Genomic DNA, 24816 nt, shown 5'->3' with positions numbered 1-24816 from the left:
CGGTCGCCCAGTCTGCCGGCGGCGGTCGGAGGGCATTCTGCGACGATTTGTCGCTCCGCCCCCGGAAGCCCCCGAACCACCCCCTTAAGCATTGATTTGGCTTGCGCTTGCGCCATCGCGACCAGCCCCCTAATCTGCCCTTTCCCGGGGGCCTGAGGCATGCTCGATCCGAACCAGCGGAAACTGACGCAGGACATACTCGACTGGCTCGACCGGCCCGCATTCACGGTAGAATACGGTCCCGGCGATGACTACCGATACGTGTCTTGCAACACCGCTTATGCCGCGTTGACGGAGATGAACGCCGAAGCCCTGACCGGTCAGGGCCTGTCGGCGGGCTTTGCCTTGGGCGAAGTCGACAAGGTGCGCGAGCTGCTCGACACCACCCGCCGGGAAGGCCGCCGCCAGATCGGCAACACCCTGATCCGCTGGGCCAATGGCTGGCTTTGCCAGGGGCTGACGGTCGCCCCGCTCAATGACAATGACGGCCGCGTCGCCGGCCTGATGGTGATCGCCGAGGCCAGCACCCCGGAAAAGATGCACCAGGTCGCCCTCCAGGTGGCCGAATACAAGCTGCGCGACTTTGCCGAACTGGCCTCGGACTGGTTCTGGGAAACCGATTCCGATCACAAGTTCACCTGGATTTCCGAATCCTCGGCCACCCATACCACCGCACTCCGGGCGCTGTTCCTGGGGCGCTGCCGCTGGGAAGTCGCCGTCCAGGGCGATTCCGAGGCCGACTTGCTGTTCTGGGACGAACATCGCCGCCAGCTCGACCGCCACGAGCCGTTCCGCGGCTTCCGCTACTGCTCGATCAACACCGGCAACGAGCTGTGGATCGAGATCAACGGTAAGCCGGTTTTCGACGCCAACGGAAGGTTCATGGGCTATCGCGGCTCGGGCCGCGACATCACCGAGCAGTACCGCCAGCAGCGCCGCATCGAGGCAGCATTACGTCAGGCCGAGGAGGCCAGCCGGGCCAAAAGCCAGTTCCTGGCCAATATGAGCCATGAGCTGCGCACGCCACTGAATGCCATCATCGGCTTCTCGGAAATCATCCGCGACCAGATGTTCGGGTCGGTCGGCGTGCCTCGCTACGTCGACTATGCGCGCGACATCAACGGCTCGGGCACCCATCTGCTGGCGTTGATCGGCGACATTCTCGACATGTCGCGCATCGAGGCCGGCTATTACGCGCTCGACGAAAAGGCCGTCGATCTCTCGGCCGTCATCACCTCGGCACTGACCATGGTGCGGCCGCAGGCCGAGCGCGGCGGCATTAGCTTACGCAACCTGTCGCCCGAAACCCTGCCGCAGTTGCGCGCCGACGAGCGCGTGGTCAAGCAGGTGCTGATCAACCTGCTGGGCAACGCCGTGAAGTTCACGCCCGGCGGCGGCACCATCGATGTGATCTTCCGCCAACTGCCCGACGGTACGCCGGCGCTGACTGTGGTCGATACCGGCATCGGCATTCCGCCCGAACGGCTGGAGCACATCTTCGAGCCCTTCCAGCTCGCCAAAGCTGAAGTGGCGCGCCAGCATGGCGGCACCGGCCTTGGTCTGTCGATCAGCAAGCGGCTGATGGAGCTGCATGGCGGCTCGCTGATGCTGAGCAGCACCATCGGCAGCGGCACCCAGGCGCAGATGACCTTCCCCGCCTGGCGTATGCTGTCGGATGTCGACGACAACTGGACGCCACCGGAACAGCCGGCCATCGCGCCGCTGCCGCCCGAACCGCCGCCGGCCGCTGTAGCACCGGTCCGCCGTGTTTCCGAACCCGCCAGCACCCATGAAGGCGGCCTCGGCGACACGCTGCGCGCCCTGCTCGCCACCATGAACGAGGGCGTGCTCAGCATCGACGGCCAGGGGCTGCTGGTCAGCGTCAGCGATACCTGCGCCCAGATGTTCGGCTATCAGCCCGACGAGCTGGTTGGCCAGAATGTGAAAATCCTGATGCCCGAGCCGTTCCGCTCGGGCCACGACTCTTATGTGCGCAACTACCTCACCACCAAGCGCGCCAAGATCCTGGGGCTGGGCCGCGACACGCTGGGCCGCAAGAAGTCGGGCGAGATTTTCCCGATCCATCTGAGTGTCGGCGAATACAGCGGCGAGAACGGCGCCGGCTTTGTCGGCATCGTGCGCGACATCTCCGATCGCCGCGACGTCGAGCTCCGCGCCGAATTCGCCAGCCGTAACGATCCGCTGACCGGGATTCTCAACCGCGCCAGCCTGATCGCCGAGACCGAACGCATGCTGGGCGCCCAGCACCGCCTCGATGGCGGCCTGTGGGTGCTGTTCAACCTCGACATGGACGGCTTCCGTGACATCAACGAAGGCTTCGGCTACCACATTGGCGACAGCGTGCTGAAAAGCACCGCCGAACGCCTAGCTGAAGTGCTGCCGCGCGAGGCGCTCGTCGGCCGCATCGCCGCCGACCAGTTCGCGGCGCTGGCCGCCGTCACCGACCTCAACAACGCGCTGAACCTGTCGCAGGCGCTGCATGCGCATCTGACCAAGCCGCTTACCGTCGAGGGCCGGGTGGTGACGCTGAAAGTCAGCATGGGCGCCGCCATCATCGACGATCCATCCGAGAAGATGAGCGACGCCCTGGCCAAGGCCGAACTGGCGATGAAGCTGGTGCGCGCCGCCGGCGGCGATTCAACCCGCTTCTACAGCCCGGAAATGACCCGTGCGGCCGAGCGTCGCCTGCGGCTGACCATGAATCTGGACGCCGCCATCACGCAGAATGAATTCCATGTCGTCTACCAGCCGGTGGTGGAGACGACCAGCGGCGCGATCTGCGCCATCGAGGCGCTGCTGCGCTGGCACCATCCCGATCTTGGCGCCATATCGCCGTCGGAATTCATCCCGCTGGCCGAAGAGACCGGTGCCATCGTGGCGATCACGCGTTGGGTCTTCGCCCATGTGTCGGACCAGATCCGTGCCTGGCTGCGCGACGGCGTCGAGCCGCGCCGCGTCTTCGTCAATGTATCGGGCCAGCAGTTCATCCGCGACGACCTGCCCGCCCATTTCCGCAAAATGGCGGCCGAGGAACCAGAGCTGATCCCCTTCCTCGGCATCGAGATCACCGAGCAGGCCGCGATCCAGAACATGGAAGCCACCGTGCAGGCGATCCGCGAGCTGGCCGAGATCGGCATCGACGCGGCGCTGGACGACTTCGGCACCGGCTATTCGTCCTTGAGCTACATTCAGCGGCTGCCGATCCGCAAGATCAAGCTCGACCGCGCCTTCATCGCCGACCTGCCCGGCAATGACCGCGACATCGCGCTGGTGCGCGCCATGATCGGTATGGCCAACGGTCTCGATCTGCCGGTGGTGGCCGAGGGTGTGGAAACCCCGGCCCAGCGCGATTTCCTGCGCGGCGTCGGCTGCAGCGAACTGCAGGGCTACCTGATCAGCAAGCCGGTCCCGCCGGCCGAGATCACCGCCCTGCTGAGAACCAGCGACAGACGCCGCCGGTAAACTCGCCGGGACCTGCGTATCGGGGCTGTATTTTCCTTAACCCCGACGCCATATAATTCCCGACTGCTTTCCCCTGACGAGGTCCCCATGGCCGCCACCACTGCCCAGGAACTGTTTTTCACCCGCGCCGAGCTGGACCGCACGCGGCTGGACGGCATCGTCGGCGACGCCCTGCATGGCGCCGATGATGGCGAGCTGTTCCTGGAATACAGCCAGTCGGAAAGCTTCAGCTTCGATGACGGCCGGCTGAAGTCGGCCTCCTATGACACCACGCAAGGGTTTGGCCTGCGCGCCGTCTCGGGCGAACAGACCGGCTATGCCCATGCTTCAGACCTGAGCGAGGAGGCGATCAAGCGCGCCGCCACCACCGTGCGCGCGGTGCGCGCCGGCCATGGCGGCGAGATGAGCGGCCCGCCGCCGGCCACCAACCGCCATCTCTACGGCGACGACAATCCGCTGAACGAAATTCCCTTCGAGCAGAAGGTGGCGCTGCTGCAGGCGATCGACGCCTATGCGCGCTCCAAGGACCCGCGCGTGAAACAGGTCTCGGTCTCGCTGGCCGGCAGCTGGCAGGCCGTGGGCATCCTGCGCGCCGATGGCAGCCTGATGCAGGACGTGCGTCCGCTGGTCCGCCTGAATGTCGCCGTCGTCGCCGGCCAGGGCGACCGCATGGAAACCGGCAGCCGCGGTGCCGGCGGCCGCGTCGGCTATGCCCGCTTCTTCGATCCGCAGCACTGGCAGGCCGAAGTGGACGACGCGCTGCGCCAGGCGCTGGTCAATCTCGACTCCATCCCGGCCCCGGCCGGCGAGATGAAGGTCGTGCTCGGGCCCGGTTGGCCCGGCATCCTGCTGCATGAAGCCATCGGCCATGGTCTGGAAGGCGACTTCAACCGCAAGCAAACCTCGGTCTTCTCCGGCATGGTGGGCGAGCGCATCGCGGCGCCCGGCGTCACCATCGTCGACGACGGCACCATCGAAAGCCGCCGCGGCTCGCTCAGCATCGACGACGAGGGCACGCCGACAGAGAACACCATGCTGATCGAGGACGGCATCCTGAAGGGCTTCATGTATGACCGCATGAACGCCCGCCTGATGAACGTGAAGTCGACCGGCAACGGCCGGCGCCAGTCCTTTGCCCATAACCCGATGCCGCGCATGACCAACACCTACATGCTGGCCGGCGACCGCGACCCGGGCGAAATCCTCGCCGGCGTCGACAAGGGCATCTATGCGGTGAACTTCGGCGGCGGCCAGGTGGACATCACCTCCGGCAAATTCGTCTTCTCCTGCACCGAGGCCTATATGGTCGAGAACGGCAAGGTCGGCGCGCCCATCAAGGGCGCGACCCTGATCGGCGCCGGCGCCGAGGTGCTGAAGAAGGTGACCGCCGTGGGCAACGATCTGGAGCTGGATGCCGGTGTCGGCACCTGCGGCAAGTCGGGCCAGGGCGTGCCGGTCGGCGTGGGTCAGCCGACCCTGCTGATCGAAGGATTAACGGTGGGCGGAACGGCCAAAGCCGCGTAAACTATCCACAGGTATTCGAGGGGGAAGGTCCCATGCCCGCCAGCGTAGGCAAGACATATAGCAGCGCCGATCTGCTCAAGCATGATCCGGTCTGGCAGCGCATCCGCGAGGAAGCCGCCGTCGCCGCGCAGCAGGAACCCCTGCTGGGCAGCATGGCGCATTCTGCCGTGCTGCATCACGAGCGCCTGGAAGATGCGCTGAGCTACATCCTGGCGCAAAAGCTGGGCAGCACCGAGCTGCCGGCGCTGGGCCTGCGCGAAGTGATTGAAGAGGCCTTTGAATCAGACCCCGATATCGGACACGCCGTGCGCGCCGACCTGGTCGCCGTGAACGAGCGCGATCCGGCCTGCCGCAGCTTCCTGAAGCCGTTGCTGTTCTTCAAGGGCTTCCAGGCAATCCAGGCTCATCGCGTGGCGCACTGGCTCTGGCACCAGCGTCGCGAGACCATGGCCTTCCTGCTGCAGAGCCGCGCCTCGGAAACCTTCGCTGTCGACATCAACCCGGCCACCAAGTTCGGCCGCGGCATCCTGATCGACCATGGCACCGGCGTGGTGATCGGTGAGACCGCCGTGATCGACGACGATGTGTCGATGTTGCAGAACGTCACGCTCGGCGGCACCGGCAAGGAAACCGGCGACCGTCATCCGAAGATCCGTCGCGGCGTGCTGATTGGCGCGGGCGCGAAGATTCTCGGCAATGTCGAGATCGGCGAAGGCGCCAAGATCGGTGCCGGCAGCGTGGTTCTCATTCCGGTGCCGGCGCATTGCACGGCTGCCGGCGTTCCGGCCAAGATCGTCGGCGACTGCGAGTGCGAGCAGCCCTCGCGCGAGATGAACCACGGCCTGCCCTATCACCGCGACGACTGAGTAGCCCTGACATGCGTCGGCTGGCTTTTGTCCTGCTGCTGCTCGCGGCCCAGTCTGCTGCGCCCCGCCCTGTTGCCGCCCAGTCGCTGACCGGTGCGCTGGAATGGCTGCCGCCCGGCAGCCTGTCAGTGCAATCTCTCAGCATGCGCCCGCAGGAAGCGCTCGAGGGCGGTGAGCACCAGAGCTTCTATGTCGAATTCGGACGCCTCGCCTTCCGCAGCCCCGACATCCTGGGCGGCACTGCCCGCAAGGCCGGGCTGTCGTGTCAGGCCTGCCATGCCAACGGTCACGCCACCACGGCCTTCCTGATCCCCGGCCTGTCCGACAAGCCGGGCACTATCGATGTCAGCAATGCCTTCTGGAACCTGCGCGGCGAGGACGGACTGTTCAATCCCGTGGAAATTCCGCCGCTGCGCGGCGTGAAGACCAAGGAACGCTTCGGCCATGACAGGCGCATGGGCTCACTGCGCGAGTTCACTCGCCGGGTGATCGTCACCGAGTTTGCCGGCGCCGAGCCGGATGGCCTGCTGCTGGATGCGCTGGTTGCTTATCAGGAAAAGCTGCAGCCGGTAGCGGCCACCGAAGCGCCGCTGACGCTGAGCCAGGAATTCGCCGACTTGCTGCGCTACCTGGATGCCCTGCGCGTGCCGCTGTCCGAGGAAGAGGCCGCACTCGCCGACCGCATCACGGTGATGACCCGCAGCCAGCTCGGCTTCATTCACGAGCGCTTCGCCGATGAGTCCCTGCGTGGCAGCCGCGCGGTGCTGGAAGACTGGTCGCGACAGTTGGTGGCGATCAGCGACCTGGCGCAGGCCGGACAATGGCCGCAGGCGCGCGACCGGTTGAAGACGCTGCGCCAGACCGTCGCACGGCCGCCGGCGGTGTTTGCCACCGACGCGCCGCGCTCGCTCTATGATGCGAAACTGCTGGAAGCCTGGATCAATAAGCCAGTTCGCTGAAGGCTGGATCGACCGAACGGTTCCAGCGGCCGTTATACAGCTTCAGCAATGCCTCTGCCGGCGTCTCGCCGCTTTCCACGATACGCACCAGGGGCTCGAGGAAATGCGTCTCATCCTCGCCGGCCGGCGACAGGCGGTTGCGCGCCCGCAGGCCGCCCATGGCGATCTGTACCATCTGTTCGGCATAGTATTTCAGCGGCCGGCCACGCAGCGGCGTGTGCAGGCCGTATTTCGGAACATCCAGACGGAGCTGCTCGCGTTCGGCCAGCGTCCAGTCGCGGCACAGGTCCCAGGCGGCATCGAGCGCGCTCTGGTCGTACAGCAGGCCGACCCATAGCGCCGGCAGCGCGCAGAGCCGCGACCACGGGCCGCCATCGGCGCCGCGCATCTCCAGGAAGCGCTTCATACGCACTTCAGGGAACAGCGTGGTGATGTGATCGGCCCAGTGCCGCAGCGTCGGCGTCTCGCCCGGCAGCGCCGGCAGCTTGCCATCCATGAAGGCGCGGAAACTCTGGCCTGAGGCATCGATATAGGCGCCGTCGCGATAGACGAAATACATCGGCACATCCAGCGCATGGTCGACATAGCGCTCGAAGCTCATGGAGTCGTCGAAGACGAAGCCCAGCATGCCGGTGCGGTCGGGATCGGTGTCGGTCCAGATCTGGCTGCGATAGCTGAGGAAGCCGTTCGGCTTGCCTTCGGTGAAGGGCGAGTTGGCGAACATCGCGGTGGCCAGCGGCTGCAGCGCCAGGCCGACGCGGAATTTCTTCACCATGTCGGCTTCAGAGGCGTAATCCAGATTCACCTGCACCGTACAGGTGCGCAGCATCATGTCGAGGCCGAGATTGCCCTTCTTGGGCATGTAGGCGCGCATGATGTCGTAACGGCCCTTGGGCATCACTGGAATGTCGTCACGCCGCCACTTCGGATTGAAACCCAGGCCCATCATGTCGAAGCCGAGTTCGGTGCCGATCTCGCGCACCTGCTTCAGATGCGTCGAGACCTCGATGCAGGTCTGGTGGATGGTTTCCAACGGTGCGCCCGAAAGCTCGAACTGGCCGCCCGGCTCCAGCGTCACCGACTGGCCGTTCATGATCAGCGCAATGACCTTGCCGTTCTCTTCGACCTTCTCCCAGCCGAACCGCTGCATCTCTTCCAGCAGGCGCTTGATCCCGACCTTGCCCTCATAGGGCAGCGGCCGGTAATCGGCAGTGGTATAGGCGAATTTCTCGTGTTCGGTACCGATACGCCAGTCGGCGGCCGGCTTCGATCCTTGAGCGAGGTATTCGACAAGCTGGGTCTTGGATGAGATCGGCGTCTCAGGGGCCTGGGCCGGTCCGGACATGCAGGAAACCTCGGTGATTTTTATTATCGTTACGCTGGCGGACTTCAGGGGCGACCCGGAAGTTTCCTTGGGCTGCACCCGGCATATGGGGCAGATGTCAGGTCTTGTCCAGTACCGGAATACCGCCGTTCCATGACAGACCGGCGAGGCAGCAGCCATATAACCACCGCCTAAACGCCGAGGCTATATCCGGATTAATTTCGCCGTGCCGATTGTAAAATGGCCAGAGCGGCAATCGCTGCTGTTTCCGCCCGCAAAATGGTTGGCCCCAGCGACACCGCCAGCGCCTGCGGGACGGCCGCCAGACGCTGCAGTTCCTCCGGCGCGAAGCCGCCCTCGGGGCCGATCAGCAGGGCGCAGGGCGCTGCGGCGGGCAAGGACTGCGCCGCTTCCAGCAAGGGCTGCGCATCAGCACGTTCGGCGCAGACCAGCAGACGGCGATCGGCCGGCCAGTCCTGCAGCAGTTTCTCCAGCGTGACTGCCTCGGCCACCGCCGGCACATCCTGCCGCTCGCATTGTTCGGCCGCCTCGCGGGCATGGGCAGCCAGGCGCTGGGCATTCACCTTCTGCATCTGCACGCGCCGGGTGATCACCGGCAGCAGGCGGCCGACATTCAGTTCGGTCGCCTTCTCAATGATGATCTCGATACGACCCTGCTTGATTGGCGCGAAGCAGAGCCAGACATCAGGCGCGGCCTCAAAGCTCCGCAGCCGCGCCTCGACGGTCAGGCGGCAGGCTTTCTTGCCGGCTTCGGCGATAACGGCGCGGAACTCGCCGTCGCGGCCGTTGAACAAGGCGACCGCCGCGCCGGTCTCGAGCCGCAGCACATGACGCAGGTAATGCGCCTGCTCCTCGGCCAGCAGGATGCCGCCGCCGATGCTCAGATCGTCGGGGACATACAGGCGGGCCTTGATCGTGTCGGTCATTGGGCTTGTCTGGGGCCAGCGGCTGGACTACAGCAGCGTTATGACAAAGCCCGCCAAGAATGACCATAGGCGCGAAGTCACCGATCAGGCCCAGGATCAGATCCCGGCAGATGCTGTTCAGGGCCATTGGGTCGAGCGCTGGCTGCCGGCCGGCCTGCGACCCTATGCCCGGCTGTCGCGGCTCGACCGCCCGATCGGCACCTGGCTGCTGCTGTTGCCGGGCTGGTGGGCCATTGCGCTGGCCCGACCTGAAGGTCAGGACCTCGATATCGGGCTGATCATCCTGTTCGGCATCGGCGCGCTGGTCATGCGCGGGGCCGGCTGCACCTTCAATGACATCGTCGACCGCGATTTCGACGGCAAGGTCGAGCGCACCCGTCTGCGCCCCATCCCCTCGGGCCAGGTCACTGTCACCCAGGCCTGGCTCTGGCTGGCACTGCAGGCGCTGATCGGCTTCATCATCCTGATGGAGATGAACGGCCTGGCCATCGGGCTGGGCGCGGCCTCGCTGGGACTGGTCGCCATCTATCCCTTCATGAAGCGTGTCACCTGGTGGCCGCAGTTCTTCCTGGGGCTGGCTTTCAACTGGGGTGCGGTGCTGGGCTACGCCGCCGTCGCCGGTCGGCTCGACTGGGTTACGCTGGTGCTCTATGCCGCCGGCATCGTCTGGACGCTGGGCTACGACACTGTCTACGCCCTGCAGGACAAGGAAGATGACGCCCTGATCGGCGTGAAGTCCACCGCGCGGCTGTTCGGCCGCCATGCGCGCCTGTGGATCGCCGGCTTCTACGACCTGACGCTGGCGGGACTCGCCCTGGTCGGCTGGATGGCGGGACTTGGCTGGCCCTTCTGGGTCTGCCTGGGGCTGGCTGCGCTGCACTTCGCCTGGCAGGTACTCACATTAAAGCCCGATGACAGCGCCGATTGTCTTGTGAAATTCCGGGCAAATCGCGATGTCGGTCTCATCGTCTTCGTTGCCTTCTTATTGGGCTAGGCCTGCCTCAGCATAATCCTTGGCGAAGCAGGGTCTCTTGCGTATGGTGCGCGCCATGACCAAGCGCCGAATCACACCGCAGGACTTCGCGAGCCTGTACAGCCAATACAACGCCAATCTGGCCTTCGTGGATTGCGGCCGCAAATGTGCGCCGCTCAACAATGGCCAGCCGGTCTGCTGCAGCACCGAAAACGCCATTCCGGTTGTCGACAAGGCCGAGTTCAAGCTGCTGAAAAGCCGCACCGACCTGTGGTTCGGCTACAAGCCCAATGACGCCGCCTCGCGCAAGATCGTCAACGAGCTGACCGACAACGCCTGCGCGGTCGAGTGCAAGGGCGCCGCTTTCTGCGAGCGTGATAACCGCACCATCGCCTGCCGTTCCTTCCCCTTCTATCCCTACCTGGACAAGACCGGGAAGTTCATCGGCCTCACCTATTACTGGGACTTCGAGGACCGCTGCTGGATCATTTCCAACATGCAGGTGGTCGAGCGCAAGTTCGTGGTCGAAATGGTTGCGGCCTTTGAGCGCATCTTCAAGCTCGACCCGGAAGAATACGAGACCATGCGCGACCATTCGGCCACCATGCGCCGGGTGTTCAGCCGCAAGAACAAGATCATTCCAGTGATCCATCGCGACGGCGGCTATTTCAAGATCAAGCCGCGCAACAAGGGCGAGCTGACGCCCTGCACGCCCGACGACTTCAAGAAATTCGGCCCCTACAAGTCCGAAGCCGCCTATATCAAGGCCGTGAAGGAAGCCGGCGGCACGCTGGATAAGGCGCCCAAGGGCGGCTACCTGGCGCCGTAATCCCTATTTGGTATCCGAGAACAGGAATGTGCCCAGCAGCACCCAGCGCCGGGCATCATCCTCTTTCTTCGGCTTCGCCCGCAGCGGCGTGGTGTAGTGCCAGAACGGCAGGCGATACGCCGTCACCCGTCCGGGCTTCTGCGTCACCTCCACCATCTCGGTGAAATGCCCGGTCTTCGCGTAGACCAGATACTGGTCGCGCACCGCAGGCGTCGCGAAGCTGATATGCACATCCAGATAGCCGCGCGCGGCATCGGGTTCTTCCGGATGATGGTCGGTATGCGGCCCGGCATAATCGCCGGCCGCATAGGCAATCGCCTGCAACCCGTATTTCTTCTTCAAGGGCCTCCCGGCCAAAGCAGCCGCAAAGGCGCGGTAGCTCTCCGAGCGCAGGCAGCCGATCAGGCCGATCCCCTGCGCCACCTTGAAGGCGCGTGAACGCGCATTGTCCAGATGAGTCGTACGCTGGCGCATCGTCTTGGGCAGCACTTCCGCATAGTTCTGCGTCTGCTCCCAGATCGTCTCAGGCGGGATCGGCTGCGCCATCTCGCGCAGCTCCAACAGCAGCGCCTTGTCGAGCAGGCCCGACACCGCCTTGGCCTGGCGCTGATCGATCAGACCATCCAGGGCCAGGAAACGCGTGCGCGGATTGGCCAGGGCACCCGCCTGCGCATGGCGTCCGGCCAGCAGGGCGCGGCCCTTGGGGCTCAGCAGATCGGCGAATTCAGCGGGAAAGCGGCGCATGCCATGGGCTTAAGCCGCCACTGCGGCCTGGTCAAGCACTGGTCAGTGTGCCCCCTGCCGCCTAATCTCTCCCGCGATGGAAGCCTCCTCGCCGCGCGACCTGCGCATCGCCCAGATCCTGCTGTTCGTCACGCCTGCCATGTTCACCACCAACATGGTGCTGGCGCGCGCCACCGCCGGCCTGATCCCGCCGGTGGCTCTGGCCGAGATGCGCTGGATCGGCGTGGTGCTCCTGCTGCTGCCCTTCTGCGGCCGCGAACTCTGGCATGCCCGCGCGCAGCTGTTGCGTGACTGGCGGCAGCTCTGCGTGCTCGGCTTTCTCGGCATGGGCATCTGCGGCGCGGCCGTCTATTACGGCGCCGCCACCACCACCGCCACCAATATCGGTCTGATCTATGCCACCTCCCCGGTGCAGATCATCCTGTTGAGCCGCGCGCTGTTCGGCGAGGGCTTCAGCCTGCGCCAGGGGGCCGGCACCGCCTTCGCGCTGCTCGGCGTGCTGGTGATCATCCTGCGCGGCGACGCATCAGCGCTGCTGCACTTAAGCTTCTCGGCCGGCGACCTGATCATCTTCGGCGCGTCCGTATCCTGGGCCTTGTACAGCGTGCTGCTGAAGCACTGGCCGAGTTCCTTAAGCGTCACGGCGCGGCTCGCGGCCATTGCTCTGGCCGGCGTCATCGTCATGCTGCCGGTGCAGGCCTGGGAACTGGCCGTGATCGGCCCGCCCCGCTTCGACCTGCCGACAGTGGCCGCCGTCGCGACCCTGATCGTGGTGCCTGGCGTGGGCGCCTATGCCACCTTCAGCTACATGACCAAGCATCTGGGGGCCAGCCGCACGGCCCTGATGCTGTATCTGTCGCCGATCTATACCGCCGCCATGGCCTGGCTGCTTCTCGGCGAGGACTTTGCGTTCTACCATTGGCTCGGCGCGGCACTGGTTCTGCCGGGCCTTTACCTCGCCACGCATAAACCGGACCGGACCTGACCTCATGCCCTATGCCTCGCTTCGCGATTTCATGACGCAGCTGGAGCAGCGCGGCCGTCTGGTGCGCGTGAGCGAACCGGTCTCCACCGTGCTGGAGATGACCGAGATTCAGACCCGCCTGCTGGCCGAGGGCGGCCCGGCGGTGCTGTTCGAGAAACCGGTGCGCGCCGACGGCACGCCCAGCGACATTCCCGTTCTCGTGAACCTGTTCGGCACGGTCGAGCGCGTCGCCTGGGGCATGGACCGTGAGCCGGCCGAACTCAAGGATGTCGGCGAGACCCTGGCCTTCCTGCGTCAGCCCGAACCGCCCGGCGGCTTCAGGGAGGCGCTCAACCTGCTGCCGCTGGTCAAGACCGTGATGGCGATGCAGCCGAAAACGGTGAGCAGTGCGCCGGTGCACGAAGTCGTGCTGCAGGGCGATGACATCGACCTCAATGCCTTGCCGATCCAGACCTGCTGGCCGGGCGAACCTGCGCCGCTGATCACCTGGCCGCTGGTGGTGACGCAGGGCCCGAGCAGGACCGACAAGACCGACCGCTTCAATCTCGGCATCTACCGCATGCAGGTGCTGAACAAGAATCAAACATTGATGCGCTGGCTCAAGCATCGCGGCGGCGCGCAGCAGCACCAGCGCTGGAAGCAGGCCGGCAAGCGCGAGCCCTTCCCGGCGGCCGTCGTCATCGGCGCCGATCCGGGCACGATCCTGGCGGCCGTCACGCCGGTGCCAGAAACCCTGTCGGAATACCAGTTCGCCGGACTCCTGCGTGGCAAGAAGGTCGAGCTGGTCGACTGCAAGACCATTCCGCTGAAAGTGCCGGCTGAGGCCGAGATCGTGCTGGAAGGCCATGTGTCGCTGGAGGATTACCGCGACGAAGGCCCCTATGGTGATCACACCGGCTATTACAATTCGGTCGAGCAGTTTCCTGTATTTACAGTCACCGCCATTACGCGCCGCCGGCAGCCGATTTACCTGAGCACCTTCACCGGCCGCCCGCCTGATGAGCCCAGCGTGCTGGGCGAGGCGCTGAACGATGTCTTCGTGCCGCTGATCCGCCAGCAGTTCCCTGAGATCGTCGACTTCTGGCTGCCGCCCGAGGGCTGCTCCTATCGCGTCGCCGTGGTCAGCATCAAGAAGGCCTATCCCGGCCACGCCAAGCGCGTGATGATGGGCGTGTGGTCCTACCTGCGCCAGTTCATGTACACCAAGTGGATCATCGTGGTGGACGACGACATCAACACCCGCGACTGGAAGGACGTGATCTGGGCCATGTCGACCCGCATGGACCCGGCGCGCGACATCACCTTCGTCGAACACACCCCCATCGACTATCTGGATTTCGCCTCGCCTGAATCCGGCCTGGGCAGCAAGATCGGCCTGGATGCCACCAACAAATGGCCGCCGGAGACGAAACGGGAGTGGGGCGAGAAAATCCGCATGGACGAGGATGTCGTCCGCACCGTGACTGAGAAATGGGCCAAACTCGGCCTGCCCGGATCGGGCAAACCGGTCTGGAAATAACCCCCCCAGAAAAAGAGGCCTCTCCATGGAAACCACGCTGCGCATGAACCGTCGCATCATCCTGGGAGGCCTCGCCGCCTCGCTCCTGCTCGCCGCGCCGCTACGCGCGCAGCCGGTCCAGTGGACGATGGCGACCGAATATCCGGCCAGCGCCATCCCCGGCGAAGGCCTGCGCAGCTTTGCAGAGACCATTGCCAGGGAAAGCGGCGGCCGCCTCGTGGTGACGCCGAGCTTCGATGCCTCGGCCGGTGTGAAATCCGCCGACATGGTGGCCGCCGTGCGCGATGGCAAGCTGACCGCCGGGGACGCCTTTGCCGGCGCCATGGGCAAGGTCGATCCGCTGTTCCTGCTATCGTCACTGCCGTTTCTCGCGGCCACCAATGACGACGCCCGCAAGCTCTACGACCGCGCAAGACCTGCTTACGTGAAACGCCTGGCGGCCGAGAAGCAACGCCTGCTCTATGCGACGCCCTGGCCGCCGAGCGGCATCTGGGCCAAGAAGCCGGTTATTGCCCCGGCCGATCTGAAAGGCCTGTCGATCCGCACTTACGACGCCACCAGCACCCGCGTGCTGACCGACGCTGGCGCGGCTGCCGTCAACCTGTCCTTCGCCGATACGATGCCCAAGCTGACCGATGGCTCGGTGGTCGGCGTGCTGTCATCGGGCGATGGCGGCGCCGGCCGCAAACTGTGGGACTTCCTGCCGCATTTCACCGAAATCAATTATGCCGTGCCGCTCAGCCTCGCCACCCTGAACCAGGCGGCCTATGACAGCCTGTCCGCCGACCTGCGCGCTGCGGTCGACCGCGCGGCCGCCGCCACCGAGGTGAGCCAGTGGCGTCTGCTGGAGACCAGGCTGGCCGAAAACTATGCGCGCATGAAAAGCAATGGCGTCATCATCACCGGCAGCGGCCAGCTGTCGGCCGATCTGCGCGCCCTGCTGGCGAAAAGCGCGGGTACGGCGATTGCAGCCTGGAAGGCTGAAGCCGGCCCCGAGGCTGCCGCGCTGCTGCCCCCGTCACCCTGATCATCCGATCAAATCGGCTGCCTTATGACCTAAATCACAGGGTGGCCGATTGACGGCAGTCCCGTTCGCTGCTGCTATCCACTGATAGAACAGGGATTTAAGGGGACGTCCATGCGGCTGCTGAAGCGCCTGCATGACCTGATGCACGAGCGGGTATGCGGCGGCTGGCACAAGGCCCAGCCCGACCCCGCCGAAGTCGCGCGCCTGGAAACCGCCTTCCAGACCGAGGAATACGACGCTCTGCGCATGACCATGGGCCTGCGCTTCGCCGTCTGTTTCATCGTCGCCTGTATCCTCAGCATCGAGATGGGCCTGCCGCTCGCCTATAATTACTATGGCTATCTCGGCGCTTTCGCCTTCTCGTCCTACCTGCAGATGCTGATGCGCAAGCCCGGCATCGACCAGCCATGGATGCTCTGGCTGTTCCCCTTCATCGACATGGCGCTGCTCACCGCCGCCATCGCGCTGCCCAATCCCTTCGACATTAATCCGCTGCCCGCACCGATGCGGCTCGGCTTCGACACCATTCTATACGTCGCGCTGTTCGTCGTGCTCTCGGCACTGGGCCAGTCGCCGAAGGCTGTGCTCGCCACCACGCTGGCCGCCGTGATCACCTGGAGCATCGGCACACTCTATGTCGTCATGCAGGAGGGCGTCACCTTCGGCAGCCGCTTTGACAACATCCTGCATATGCCGGTGCAGGAGCGCATCGCCTATATCCTCGACCCCTGGAATGTACGGCTGGGTGAATTCCTGCCACGCATGATCCTGATCGCCATGATCGGCATCCTGCTGGCGGTCTCTGTGCAGCGCGCCCGCTATCTGATCGCCCGCCAGGTGGAAAGCGAACGCGCCCGGCGCAACCTGTCGCGTCACTTCTCGCCGCATATGGCCGAGGAGCTGTCGAAGATGGACGACGCCATGGGCCAGGTGAAAAAGCTGGACGCCGCCGTACTCTTCGCCGACCTCGTCGGCTTCACGCAGATCGCCGACGACCATACGCCCGAGCAGACCATTGCCATCCTGCGTGAGGTGCACCAGCGCCTGACCCGCGCGGTCAACGACAATGCCGGCACGCTCGACAAATATCTGGGCGACGGCATCATGGCCTCCTTCGGCACGCCGCGTGCCGGCCCGCGCGATGCCTCGGCCGCACTGCTGGCCGCCCGCGCCATGCTGCGCGAGATGGACCATCTGAACCGCCAGCGCAAACTGCTGCACCAGACGCCGCTGCATCTGGCCGTCGGCATTCATTACGGCCCGCTGACGCTCGGCAATATCGGCGACGAGACCCGGGTGGAATATGCCCTGATCGGCGAGACCGTGAATGTGGCGCACCGGTTGGAGCAGATGACGCGCACGCTGAATGCCCAGCTCTGCCTGAGCCAGGCCTTCATCGACAAGCTGGCCGACGAGACCCGTGGCGATCTCGGCGCAGTGCGTGATCTGGTGGCGCTGAAGCCACAGCCAATCCGCGGTCTGCGTGACCGCATGGTGCTGTGGATTCTGGCCCGCCCGGCACTGGCGCCCGAACCCGACGCCCCGGAAGCGACGCCGACCATTCACTGACTGGTCCTGCCGGCTAGCGCCGGGACCCGAAATGCGGCAGCCTGCCGGGATGCCGTTCCGACCGCCCCATTCCCTGTTCCGCAAGGCCAAGCCGGCCGATCGCGACCTGTTGCCCTGGTGGCATCCCGCCAGCCTGATGCGCAGCGGATGGAATCTTGCCTTTTCCGCCGGGCTGGGCGCCGCCATCGGCGCCATTCTGCTTGACCTTGCCGCCCAGATCGCGGCCCGGCTGACCGGCGGCGACTGGATGGACTGGCACGATCCGCTCAAGCCCTTCGCCTGGGCCATCGGTTGTTTTGTCGCCTTCGTTGCTTATATGTCCTACAGGATGGACGATAAGACCGATTGATCCGTCTTCCCCACCATGACGCTGACCCGAGTAGAGCCCAGAATGTCCGATACAGCCCAGCGTGCCGCCAAGGCACAGTCTCTCGTCGCCGACCTGATCAAGGCTGCCCGCACGGCCGGCGCCGATGCGGCCGATGCGCTGTATTACGAATCCCGATCGCTGGGCGCCGGCGTGCGCCATGGCAAGCCCGAGGATGTCGAAAGCTCCGAAGGTCGCGACCTCGGCTTGCGCGTGCTGGTCGGCAAGCGGCAGGCCTGCGTCTCCACCACCGATTTCGCCAAGGCCACGCTGGATGAACTAGTGACTCGCGCGGTCAGCATGGCTCGCGCGGCGCCCGAAGACAAATTCTGCGGCCTGCCCGATGCAAGCCAGCTCGCCACGCAGCAGCAGGACCTCGATCTCTTCGACGGCGTCGAACTGGAAATGCCGCAGCTTCTCGAACGCGCCCGCGAGGCTGAAGCGGCGGCGCTGGCCGTCTCCGGCGTCACCAATTCCGACGGCGGCAGCGCCGGCCGTGGCTTCAGCATGTCGGCCTATGCCAACAGCGAAGGCTTCAGCGGCGCCAACTGGGTCGGCTGGCACAGCCTCTCGGTCTCCTGCATCGGCGGCAAGGATACCGGCATGGAAACGGACTATGAGTCTGAATCCCGCCTCTACCTCTCTGATCTGCCTTCGCCGGAAGAGATCGGCCGCAAGGCCGGCGAACGCGTCGTAAAGCGCCTCAATCCGCGCAAGCTCGACAGCAAGCCGATGCCGGTGGTCTACGACCCACGCTGGAGCATCAGCATGGTCGGTCACCTCACCGGCGCCATCAACGGCGCGGCCGTGGCGCGTGGCACCTCTTTCCTGAAGGACCGGATGGGCGAGATCATCTTCGCGCCCGGCATCACCATCATGGATGATCCGCTGCGCAAGCGCGGCCTGCGCTCGCGCTGGTTCGATGGCGAAGGCGTCGCCAGCACGCCGCGTGCACTGGTCGAGGATGGCAAGCTCCTCACCTGGCTGCTCGACTGCGCCACCGCACGCCAGCTCAACCTGCAAAGCACCGGCCATGCCTCGCGCGGCACCTCGTCGCCGCCGTCGCCTTCCGCCACCAATGTCTACATGAAGGCCGGCACGCTCAGCCCGGCCGAGCTGATCGCCGATATCAAGGAAGGCCTCTATGTGACCGACCTGATGGGCCAGGGCGTCAATGGCGTGACCGGTGATTACAGCCGGGGCGCCGCCGGCTTCCTGATCCGCGACGGCCAGATCGCCGAACCGGTGTCGGAAATCACCATCGGCGGCAACCTGAAGCAGATGTTCATGAACATGACGGCAGCCAATGACCTGCGCTTCCGCCATGGCGTCGATGCCCCCACCCTGCGTGTCGAAGGCATGACGGTCGCGGGCCGATGAGCGCCCTGACCCAGGATCGCGACCTGCTGCTCGCCGCCGTGCGCGAGGCTGGCGCGCTGGCGCTGGGCTATTTCAACACCGGTGTGAAATCCTGGCACAAGAAACCGAACGATCCGGTCTCGGAAGCCGATATCGCCATCGACAAGCTGCTGCATGAGCGCCTGGCCGCGGTCCGCCCGGATTACGGCTGGCTCAGCGAGGAAAGCGAGCGGCGTTCGTCAAAGGGCGGCAGCGTCTGGGTGGTCGATCCGATCGACGGCACACGCGCCTTCATCGAGGGCAAGCCCGAATTCACCGTCTGCGTCGCGTTGATGCAGGATGATCTGCCGGTGCTCGCCGCCATTTACAATCCGGCCAGCGAGGAATTCTTCGAGGCCACCCATGGCGGCGGCGCCAAGTTGAACGGCAAGAGCATCCATGCCTCGGGCCATGCCAGCCTGATGGAAGCGCGCTTCCTCGCCTCGCGCCGCACCTTTGAAAAACATGGCTGGCTTAGCCGCGCCGCCAAGGCCGATTTCGGCTACCGCAATTCCATCGCCTATCGCATGGCGCTGGTCGCGGCCGGCAAGTTCGATGCCGCCATCAGCCTGACCGAGAAAAGCGACTGGGACGTCGCCGCCGCCGATCTGCTGGTGCGCGAGGCCGGCGGTCGCGTCACCACGGCCGACGGCGCGCCGCTGCGCTACAGCACCGAGAAGCACCGGCATCCTTCGGTGATCGCCACCGGCGCCTTCGTCTTCGACGACCTCATCGACCTGCTGAAGACCCGCAAGCCTTAAGCCGGCAGCGTCTTCAGCGCAATCACGCCACCGACGATGGCAACGATCGCCGCGGCCTTCGCCACCGTCATCGCCTCGCCGAACAGCACCAGACCCGCCAGCACGGAGCCGACGGCGCCGATGCCGGTCCAGACCGCATAGGCGGTGCCCAGCGGCAACACTTTCAGCGCCTGCGTCAGCAACCCGACGAACAGCAGCAGCGTCACCACCGACAGCGCCGTCCACCAGGGTCGGGTATAGCCTTCGGAATATTTGGTCGCGATGGCCCAGACCACATCGGTCAGGCCCGAGAGCAGAAGCAGCAGCCAGGCCAGACCAACCGATATCGGGCCGATCGACATCAGGCGGCCTTTTCCTTTGGCATGGGCACGGCCAGGCCACGCTGCACGGCCGGACGCGCGGCGATGGCGTCATACCAGCGCTGCAGGCCGGGATAATCGGCAATCGACACGCCGATCTTTTCCTGCGCCGCATGGATCCATGGCCAGGTCATGATGTCGGCAATGCCGTAATCCCCGGCCAGATAGGCACGCTGGCGCAGTTCGCCGTCCAGCACGCCCAGCACACGCTTGCTCTCGCGCTCGAAGCGTTCGATGGCCGGCGGCACTTCCGGTTTCACGAAGATGCGGTAATTCCACAGCTGGCCCAGGGTCGGCCCGACATGGGCGGCCTGGAACAGCACCCATTGCAGGGTGGTCAGGCGCATCTCTTCATCGGCGGCGACGAACTTGCCGGCCCGATTGGCCAGATAGACCAGAATGGCGCCGGACTCGACGATTGTGCGGCTGCGGTCCGGATCGACGATCACCGGAATCTTGTTGTTGGGATTCAGCTTGAGGAAGTCGGGCTTGCGCTGGTCGCCGACCTCGATATCGACCAGGTGCACGGTATACGGCAGGCCGGTCTCCTCCAGCATGATCGAGGCCTTGTGGCCGTTCGGCGTCTGATAGGTGTAAAGCTGGATCGGGGTCATGGGCGAAGTCATGGGGCGGCATCCTGTCTGCTTGCGATGGCTGTCCCGCCAGCAGATAGGTTGTGCAAACCCGCAGATAAATGTTTTATATTGCACTTCATGCCTGCAAAAACGCACAAGCCAAAATCAACCCCGCTCACCAGCCTGGGCGCATCGCAGGCCGGGCGCATCGACTGGGACGATCTGCGCTATGTGCTGGCGGTGGCCGAGGCTGGCTCGCTGGCCGGCGGCGCGCGCCGGCTCGGCGTCAACCACACCACCGTGCTGCGCCGTATCGCGGCGGCGGAAGAGCGGCTCGGCCTGCGCCTGTTCGAACGCCTGCCCGGCGGCTATGCGCTGACCGCCGGCGGCGAGGATCTGGTGCAGGCGGCGCGCGGCATAGACGATACCGTCGCGACCTTGGAGCGCCGCCTCGCGGGCCAGGACCTGCGGCTCTCAGGCAGTATCCGCCTCACCACCACCGACACGCTGATGGGTTCGGTGCTGCCGGCCATTCTCGCCGCTTTCCGCGCGGCGCATCCGGGCATCCTGATCGAGGTCACGGTATCGAATGCCATGTTCAACCTCACGCGCCGCGAGGCCGATGTGGCGATCCGGCCGACCGCCCTGCCGCCGGAAAGCCTGGTCGGCCGGCGCGTCAGCGATATCGCCTGCGCCGTCTATGCCGCGCCGACTCTCGCCAAAGTGACGCCGGCGACGTTTGCCGATGCGCCCTGGCTGTTCCCTGAGGATACGTTGGCCGCCACCAGCATCGCGCGCTGGCTGCAGGACACGCTGCCTGATATCACGCCGGCGGCGCGGGCGGATTCTTTCCTGTCCCTGCGTGATCTGGCGCAGGCCGGACTCGGCCTCACCGCGCTGCCCTGCTATCTGGGCGACAGCACACCGGGGCTGGTGCGCATCGGCACGCCGGTGCCCGGCATGCAGACGGCGCTCTGGCTGCTCACCCATGAAGATCTGCGCCGCAGCGCCCGCATCCGCGCCTTCACCGAGTTCGCCGCCCAGGCCTTCACCGCGCAGCGCCGCCTGCTCGAAGGCAAAGCCCGCAAGTCTTGAAGCCGTAACCGCTGGCGCTATCTGGTAGAGGCTGGCGCTTCGCGCCCGACGAAAGCCCCGGATGCATCCGGCCCGATCCGGCCACTAACTGGCGCAAACCGGCACGAACTGGCATCCAACTGGCCGCAACTGGCTCTGAACTGGACGGCAACTGGCTGCCCAACTGGCGCAACCGGCCGGTTCTGCTCACACCATTTCAATGACTTGGCTGAAAGCGCGGCTCAGGACGCCCGGATCCAGATCGCATTGTCGTGGAACGCGGCCCCGCCATTCGGCTGGGCGGCATCGGCACCGGTGAGCGCGTTGATGCCCATGCCGTCGACAAAGGCGGTATGCGGCCAGATGCTTTCCACCACCACCACGCCACGCTGCACGCCGCCATAGATCTTGGCGTGGATGCGGATGTCGCCACGCATGTTGCCGATGCGCACCAGATCGCCCTCGGCGATGCCCAGCGCGGCTGCGTCCTCGGGATGGATGAACAGCGTCGGGCGGTGTTCCTTTTTCACCGAGCTCGGTGTCTCGGTGAAGCTGGTGTTGAGGAAGTTGCGCGCCGGCGAGGTGATCAGCCGGAAGGGATGCTCCGCCGTCGCCGTCTCGATGCTGAGCCAGTGATCGGGCAGCGCCGGCATGCCAGCGGCATTCGGCCCCATGCCCTTCCAGTCGGGCTTGAAGCGGAATTTCTTATCAGGCCAGGCGAAACCGCCGAGGAAATGCGCCGTGTCGAAGTCCGGCTGGCAGTCGTGCCAGCGCTGCGCCCGCAAGGTCGCGACATCGGGCCAGCCAGACGCTTTCAGCGTCGCCTCGACAATCTCTTCCGCCGTCATCTCGAAGCCGGCATGCTTGGCGCCCAGACGCTTGGCCAGTTCGCTGATGACATAATGGTTCTCGCGCGCCTCGCCCGGCGCTTCCACCAGCTTCGGCCCCAGCAGGATGTGCTGCTGTCCGCCGGCCTGGTAGATGTCGTCATGCTCGGTGAACATGGTCGCCGGCAGCAGGATATCGGCCATCTTCGCCGTCGCGGTCATGAACTGCTCATGCACGCAGGTGAACAGATCCTCGCGTTCGAAACCGCGCTTGACCAGCAACGATTCCGGCGCGACTTCCATCGGATTGGTGTTCTGGATCAGCAGGGCCGTCACCGGCGGACCATTCTTCAGGGCCGCCGTATCGCCGGTCAGCACCGGACCGATCTGTGACTGGTCGAGTTGGCGGATCGTCGGATCGACCGCATCCAGACCGTCGATCAGTGTCTTGTCCCAGTGGAAGATGGCGCCGTTATTGTGGAAAGCGCCGCCGCCCTCGTATTTCCAGGCGCCGGTGACGCTGGCGATACAGGTGGCGGCATGCATGTTGACCGCGCCATTGCGGCTGCGCGCAAAGCCGTAGCCCAGGCGGATGTAATGCTTGCGGCGCTCGCCCAGCAGATGCGCAAAGGCTTCGATCTCGGCGGCTGGAATACCGGTGATGGCTTCCGCCCATGCCGGGGTGCGGGTCTTGAGATGCGCTTCCAGCTCGGCCGGCGCGTCGGTGTACTGCGCCATGTAGTCGCGGTCGGCCAGGCCATCGCGGAACAGCACATGCATCACGCCACAGGCCAACGCGCCATCGGTGCCCGGCCGCACGATCAGTGCGATATCGGCCTGTTCGGCGGTGGCGTTGCGATAAGCATCGATCACCACGATCTTGGCGCCACGTTCCTTGCGGGCGCGGATCGCATGCGTCATCACGTTAACCTGAGTGTGCACCGCATTGGTGCCCCAGATCACCACCAGGTCGCTTTTCGCCATTTCGCGCGGATCGGGGCCACTCAGGTGCCCCGTGGCGGCGATGAATCCTGCGCGCGCCAGCGTCACACAGATGGTTGAATGCTGGCCCGAATACTTCTTCACATGCCGCAGGCGGTTGATGCCGTCGCGCTGCACCAGTCCCATCGTGCCGGCGTAGTAATAGGGCCAGACAGTTTCGCTACCATGCTTCTTCTCGGCCGCCAGCATGGCTTCCGCCGTGCGGTCGAGCGCCTCGCTCCAAGAGATTGGCTTGAACTGCCCGCTGCCTTTCGGCCCGGTGCGCAGCATCGGCTGCAGCAGGCGGTCCTTGTGGTTGGCGCGTTCCGCATAGCGCGCGACCTTGGCGCAGATCACGCCAGCGGTGTAGCTGTTCTCCTCCGCCCCGCGCACCTTGCCGATCTGCCCGTTCGGCAGCAGCTCGATCTCGAGCGCGCAGGTCGATGGGCAATCATGCGGGCAGGCACTGTGACCAGTCTTCTTGGCGGGGGCAAAAGGCGCGTTCATCTTAACCTGCTGGGGCTCAGATCCTGTTCAGTGACGCCGAGATCGGCCACATCCTGCGGCAGAGCCCGACCCTGCGCCAGGGCACCGGCAACCCGGGCCATGGCGTCAGATGTCTGGATACCATAGCCGCCCTGCGCCGCCAGCCAGAAGAATCCGGATTTCTGCTTGTCGAAGCCGCAAACCACCGTGCGGTCGGCGACGAAACTGCGCAAGCCTGCCCATTTCGCCGCCAGGCGGCGCACCTGCAGCGTGGACACGGTTTCCAGCCGGTCGACCGCGATGGCGATGTCCATCTCGTCCGGCTGCGCATCGGTGGGCTCGCTATCCGTCTCGTCGCAGGGCGAAAGCAGGATCCGGCCGGCATCGGGCTTGAAATACCAGTCCTCGTCGGCATCGATCACCATCGGCCAAGCGTGGATGTCCAAGCCAGCGGGCGGATCAAAGGTGACGGCGGTACGGCGCTTAGGCTTCAGGTCGATCGGCGCCACACCGGCCATCTGCGCTACCACATCGCCCCAGGCGCCAGCGGCATTGATCACGACCGGCGCCGAGAAGATGCCCTTGCTGGTCTCGACCTGCCAATCGCCATTGCCAGCCTGCTGCAGGCCGGTCACTTCCGCATCGGTGATCATGCGGCCACCGGCCGCCGTCATGCCGCGCAGGAAGCCGTTATGCAAGGCATGCACCTCGATATCCATCGCATCGGGTTCCGACAGCGCGCCGCCGGATACGGCCTCGGGCTTCAAAACCGGCATCAGCGCCGCGGTCGCGGCCGCCGAAATGCGCTGCACGCTCGGCACCAGCTTGCGCATGTCCTCGTATTTGCGATCCAGTTCGGCGGCCTGCCCGGCGCTGCCGATATGCAACGCGCCGCGCGGCGTGAGGATCGGCACGGATGCGAAGCCGGCCGGCGGATTCATCAGGAAGTCGCGGCTGGCCACGGTAAGCGCACGGATCGGCGCATTGCCATAGGTTTCAGCGAACAGCGCGGCCGAGCGGCCCGTCGTGTGATAGCCCGGCTGGCCCTCGCGCTCGAGCAGCACCACCGACTTGCCTTCGCGCGCCAGCGTGTAGCCTGCGCCTGCGCCGGCAATGCCGCCGCCGATAATCACCACGTCACAACGGTCCGTCATGCGATCCTCTTTCAGTCCGGGGAGCGCCGCGGCCATTCTATCGGGCCGTCAGCGTTCCTCGACTATAGGACCCGGCATGCGCCAG

21 protein-coding genes are annotated in these 24816 nt (G+C 65.4%); 14 read left to right on the top strand and 7 right to left on the bottom strand.

Annotation, left to right across the window (positions count from 1 at the left end):
- Window positions 1–159 precede the first annotated feature (159 nt).
- From AC1RRT_RS14180 to AC1RRT_RS14165, 4 genes are all read left to right on the top strand, one after another.
- The gene (locus AC1RRT_RS14180) at window positions 160–3483 is read left to right on the top strand and encodes an EAL domain-containing protein (protein WP_493014457.1); all 3324 of its coding nucleotides are present in this window, start codon (window positions 160–162) and stop codon (window positions 3481–3483) included.
- 87 nt (window positions 3484–3570) lie between these two features.
- The gene (gene tldD / locus AC1RRT_RS14175; RefSeq protein WP_493014456.1) at window positions 3571–5007 is read left to right on the top strand and encodes a metalloprotease TldD; all 1437 of its coding nucleotides are present in this window, start codon (window positions 3571–3573) and stop codon (window positions 5005–5007) included.
- 32 nt (window positions 5008–5039) lie between these two features.
- Complete coding sequence (cysE, locus tag AC1RRT_RS14170; RefSeq protein WP_493014455.1) at window positions 5040–5873, top strand: serine O-acetyltransferase; 834 nt, start codon at window positions 5040–5042, stop codon at window positions 5871–5873.
- A gap of 11 nt (window positions 5874–5884) precedes the next feature.
- Complete coding sequence (locus AC1RRT_RS14165) at window positions 5885–6832, top strand: hypothetical protein (protein WP_493014454.1); 948 nt, start codon at window positions 5885–5887, stop codon at window positions 6830–6832.
- On the opposite strand, the gene AC1RRT_RS14160 is transcribed toward AC1RRT_RS14165, so the two are convergent.
- Complete coding sequence (locus AC1RRT_RS14160; protein WP_493014453.1) at window positions 6813–8177, bottom strand: glutamate--cysteine ligase; 1365 nt, start codon at window positions 8175–8177, stop codon at window positions 6813–6815. The genes AC1RRT_RS14165 and AC1RRT_RS14160 overlap by 20 nt on opposite strands.
- Window positions 8178–8371: 194 nt before the next feature.
- Window positions 8372–9103, bottom strand: a complete 732-nt coding sequence (locus tag AC1RRT_RS14155) for a 16S rRNA (uracil(1498)-N(3))-methyltransferase (RefSeq protein WP_493014452.1) — start codon at window positions 9101–9103, stop codon at window positions 8372–8374.
- Here AC1RRT_RS14155 and ubiA point away from each other — a divergent pair.
- The gene (gene ubiA / locus AC1RRT_RS14150) at window positions 9093–10097 is read left to right on the top strand and encodes a 4-hydroxybenzoate octaprenyltransferase (protein ID WP_493014451.1); all 1005 of its coding nucleotides are present in this window, start codon (window positions 9093–9095) and stop codon (window positions 10095–10097) included. The genes AC1RRT_RS14155 and ubiA overlap by 11 nt on opposite strands.
- A gap of 55 nt (window positions 10098–10152) precedes the next feature.
- Complete coding sequence (locus tag AC1RRT_RS14145) at window positions 10153–10905, top strand: hypothetical protein (protein ID WP_493014450.1); 753 nt, start codon at window positions 10153–10155, stop codon at window positions 10903–10905.
- Between the two features lie 3 nt (window positions 10906–10908).
- Here the strand turns inward: AC1RRT_RS14145 and AC1RRT_RS14140 are convergent, their stop codons facing one another.
- Window positions 10909–11649, bottom strand: coding sequence for a hypothetical protein (locus AC1RRT_RS14140; protein WP_493014449.1), 741 nt, complete (start codon window positions 11647–11649; stop codon window positions 10909–10911).
- A gap of 76 nt (window positions 11650–11725) precedes the next feature.
- On the opposite strand from AC1RRT_RS14140, the gene AC1RRT_RS14135 reads away from it, so the two are divergent.
- From AC1RRT_RS14135 to AC1RRT_RS14105, 7 genes are all read left to right on the top strand, one after another.
- Window positions 11726–12634: a DMT family transporter gene (locus tag AC1RRT_RS14135; RefSeq protein WP_493014448.1), complete on the top strand. Its 909-nt coding sequence runs from the start codon at window positions 11726–11728 to the stop codon at window positions 12632–12634.
- A 4-nt stretch (window positions 12635–12638) separates the two neighbouring features.
- Window positions 12639–14153 carry a UbiD family decarboxylase gene (locus AC1RRT_RS14130; RefSeq protein ID WP_493014447.1) on the top strand — a complete coding sequence of 505 codons (1515 nt, stop codon included), beginning with the start codon at window positions 12639–12641 and terminating at the stop codon, window positions 14151–14153.
- Between the two features lie 25 nt (window positions 14154–14178).
- Window positions 14179–15180: a TRAP transporter substrate-binding protein gene (locus AC1RRT_RS14125; RefSeq protein ID WP_493014446.1), complete on the top strand. Its 1002-nt coding sequence runs from the start codon at window positions 14179–14181 to the stop codon at window positions 15178–15180.
- A 111-nt stretch (window positions 15181–15291) separates the two neighbouring features.
- Window positions 15292–16749 (top strand): adenylate/guanylate cyclase domain-containing protein, encoded by a 1458-nt coding sequence (locus AC1RRT_RS14120; RefSeq protein WP_493014445.1) that lies wholly within the window; start codon window positions 15292–15294, stop codon window positions 16747–16749.
- A 49-nt stretch (window positions 16750–16798) separates the two neighbouring features.
- Window positions 16799–17098, top strand: coding sequence for a hypothetical protein (locus AC1RRT_RS14115; RefSeq protein ID WP_493014444.1), 300 nt, complete (start codon window positions 16799–16801; stop codon window positions 17096–17098).
- Window positions 17099–17140: 42 nt separating this feature from the next.
- Window positions 17141–18496 carry a TldD/PmbA family protein gene (locus tag AC1RRT_RS14110; RefSeq protein ID WP_493014442.1) on the top strand — a complete coding sequence of 452 codons (1356 nt, stop codon included), beginning with the start codon at window positions 17141–17143 and terminating at the stop codon, window positions 18494–18496.
- A complete protein-coding gene (locus tag AC1RRT_RS14105; protein ID WP_493014441.1) occupies window positions 18493–19275 on the top strand; it encodes a 3'(2'),5'-bisphosphate nucleotidase CysQ in 783 nt (260 codons plus the stop codon). The genes AC1RRT_RS14110 and AC1RRT_RS14105 overlap by 4 nt, the downstream gene beginning before the upstream one ends.
- Here the strand turns inward: AC1RRT_RS14105 and AC1RRT_RS14100 are convergent.
- Together AC1RRT_RS14100 and AC1RRT_RS14095 are read right to left on the bottom strand one after the other, a co-directional pair.
- Entirely contained in the window at window positions 19272–19616 is a 345-nt protein-coding gene (locus AC1RRT_RS14100; protein ID WP_493014440.1) for a DMT family transporter, read from the bottom strand. The two genes, AC1RRT_RS14105 and AC1RRT_RS14100, sit on opposite strands and share 4 nt — an antisense overlap.
- Window positions 19616–20260 carry a glutathione S-transferase family protein gene (locus AC1RRT_RS14095; RefSeq protein ID WP_493014439.1) on the bottom strand — a complete coding sequence of 215 codons (645 nt, stop codon included), beginning with the start codon at window positions 20258–20260 and terminating at the stop codon, window positions 19616–19618. Before AC1RRT_RS14095 ends, AC1RRT_RS14100 begins: the two co-directional genes overlap by 1 nt.
- Window positions 20261–20347: 87 nt before the next feature.
- Here AC1RRT_RS14095 and AC1RRT_RS14090 point away from each other — a divergent pair, with 87 nt between their 5' ends.
- A complete protein-coding gene (locus AC1RRT_RS14090; protein ID WP_493014438.1) occupies window positions 20348–21304 on the top strand; it encodes a LysR family transcriptional regulator in 957 nt (318 codons plus the stop codon).
- A 221-nt stretch (window positions 21305–21525) separates the two neighbouring features.
- On the opposite strand, the gene AC1RRT_RS14085 is transcribed toward AC1RRT_RS14090, so the two are convergent.
- Both AC1RRT_RS14085 and AC1RRT_RS14080 read right to left on the bottom strand, forming a co-directional pair.
- Entirely contained in the window at window positions 21526–23598 is a 2073-nt protein-coding gene (locus AC1RRT_RS14085; protein ID WP_493014437.1) for a molybdopterin oxidoreductase family protein, read from the bottom strand.
- Window positions 23595–24731: an NAD(P)/FAD-dependent oxidoreductase gene (locus AC1RRT_RS14080; RefSeq protein WP_493014436.1), complete on the bottom strand. Its 1137-nt coding sequence runs from the start codon at window positions 24729–24731 to the stop codon at window positions 23595–23597. The genes AC1RRT_RS14085 and AC1RRT_RS14080 overlap by 4 nt, the downstream gene beginning before the upstream one ends.
- Window positions 24732–24816 lie beyond the last annotated feature (85 nt).

It is taken from the genome of Ferrovibrio sp. GW821-FHT12B10 (genome assembly GCF_058807515.1).
The sequence above is the reverse complement of the archived record's forward strand: the minus strand, read 5'-3'. Positions and strand labels throughout refer to the sequence as shown.

What these genes read in the sequence shown, in the direction of transcription:
- AC1RRT_RS14180 (WP_493014457.1), top strand. Translation starts at nt 160, where the DNA reads ATGCTCGATCCGAACCAGCGGAAACTGACGCAGGACATACTCGACTGG.
- tldD (WP_493014456.1), top strand. Translation starts at nt 3,571, where the DNA reads ATGGCCGCCACCACTGCCCAGGAACTGTTTTTCACCCGCGCCGAGCTG.
- cysE (WP_493014455.1), top strand. Translation starts at nt 5,040, where the DNA reads ATGCCCGCCAGCGTAGGCAAGACATATAGCAGCGCCGATCTGCTCAAG.
- AC1RRT_RS14165 (WP_493014454.1), top strand. Translation starts at nt 5,885, where the DNA reads ATGCGTCGGCTGGCTTTTGTCCTGCTGCTGCTCGCGGCCCAGTCTGCT.
- AC1RRT_RS14160 (WP_493014453.1), bottom strand. Translation starts at nt 8,177, where the DNA reads ATGTCCGGACCGGCCCAGGCCCCTGAGACGCCGATCTCATCCAAGACC.
- AC1RRT_RS14155 (WP_493014452.1), bottom strand. Translation starts at nt 9,103, where the DNA reads ATGACCGACACGATCAAGGCCCGCCTGTATGTCCCCGACGATCTGAGC.
- AC1RRT_RS14145 (WP_493014450.1), top strand. Translation starts at nt 10,153, where the DNA reads ATGACCAAGCGCCGAATCACACCGCAGGACTTCGCGAGCCTGTACAGC.
- AC1RRT_RS14140 (WP_493014449.1), bottom strand. Translation starts at nt 11,649, where the DNA reads ATGCGCCGCTTTCCCGCTGAATTCGCCGATCTGCTGAGCCCCAAGGGC.
- AC1RRT_RS14135 (WP_493014448.1), top strand. Translation starts at nt 11,726, where the DNA reads ATGGAAGCCTCCTCGCCGCGCGACCTGCGCATCGCCCAGATCCTGCTG.
- AC1RRT_RS14130 (WP_493014447.1), top strand. Translation starts at nt 12,639, where the DNA reads ATGCCCTATGCCTCGCTTCGCGATTTCATGACGCAGCTGGAGCAGCGC.
- AC1RRT_RS14125 (WP_493014446.1), top strand. Translation starts at nt 14,179, where the DNA reads ATGGAAACCACGCTGCGCATGAACCGTCGCATCATCCTGGGAGGCCTC.
- AC1RRT_RS14120 (WP_493014445.1), top strand. Translation starts at nt 15,292, where the DNA reads ATGCGGCTGCTGAAGCGCCTGCATGACCTGATGCACGAGCGGGTATGC.
- AC1RRT_RS14115 (WP_493014444.1), top strand. Translation starts at nt 16,799, where the DNA reads ATGCCGTTCCGACCGCCCCATTCCCTGTTCCGCAAGGCCAAGCCGGCC.
- AC1RRT_RS14110 (WP_493014442.1), top strand. Translation starts at nt 17,141, where the DNA reads ATGTCCGATACAGCCCAGCGTGCCGCCAAGGCACAGTCTCTCGTCGCC.
- AC1RRT_RS14105 (WP_493014441.1), top strand. Translation starts at nt 18,493, where the DNA reads ATGAGCGCCCTGACCCAGGATCGCGACCTGCTGCTCGCCGCCGTGCGC.
- AC1RRT_RS14100 (WP_493014440.1), bottom strand. Translation starts at nt 19,616, where the DNA reads ATGTCGATCGGCCCGATATCGGTTGGTCTGGCCTGGCTGCTGCTTCTG.
- AC1RRT_RS14095 (WP_493014439.1), bottom strand. Translation starts at nt 20,260, where the DNA reads ATGACTTCGCCCATGACCCCGATCCAGCTTTACACCTATCAGACGCCG.
- AC1RRT_RS14090 (WP_493014438.1), top strand. Translation starts at nt 20,348, where the DNA reads ATGCCTGCAAAAACGCACAAGCCAAAATCAACCCCGCTCACCAGCCTG.
- AC1RRT_RS14085 (WP_493014437.1), bottom strand. Translation starts at nt 23,598, where the DNA reads ATGAACGCGCCTTTTGCCCCCGCCAAGAAGACTGGTCACAGTGCCTGC.
- AC1RRT_RS14080 (WP_493014436.1), bottom strand. Translation starts at nt 24,731, where the DNA reads ATGACGGACCGTTGTGACGTGGTGATTATCGGCGGCGGCATTGCCGGC.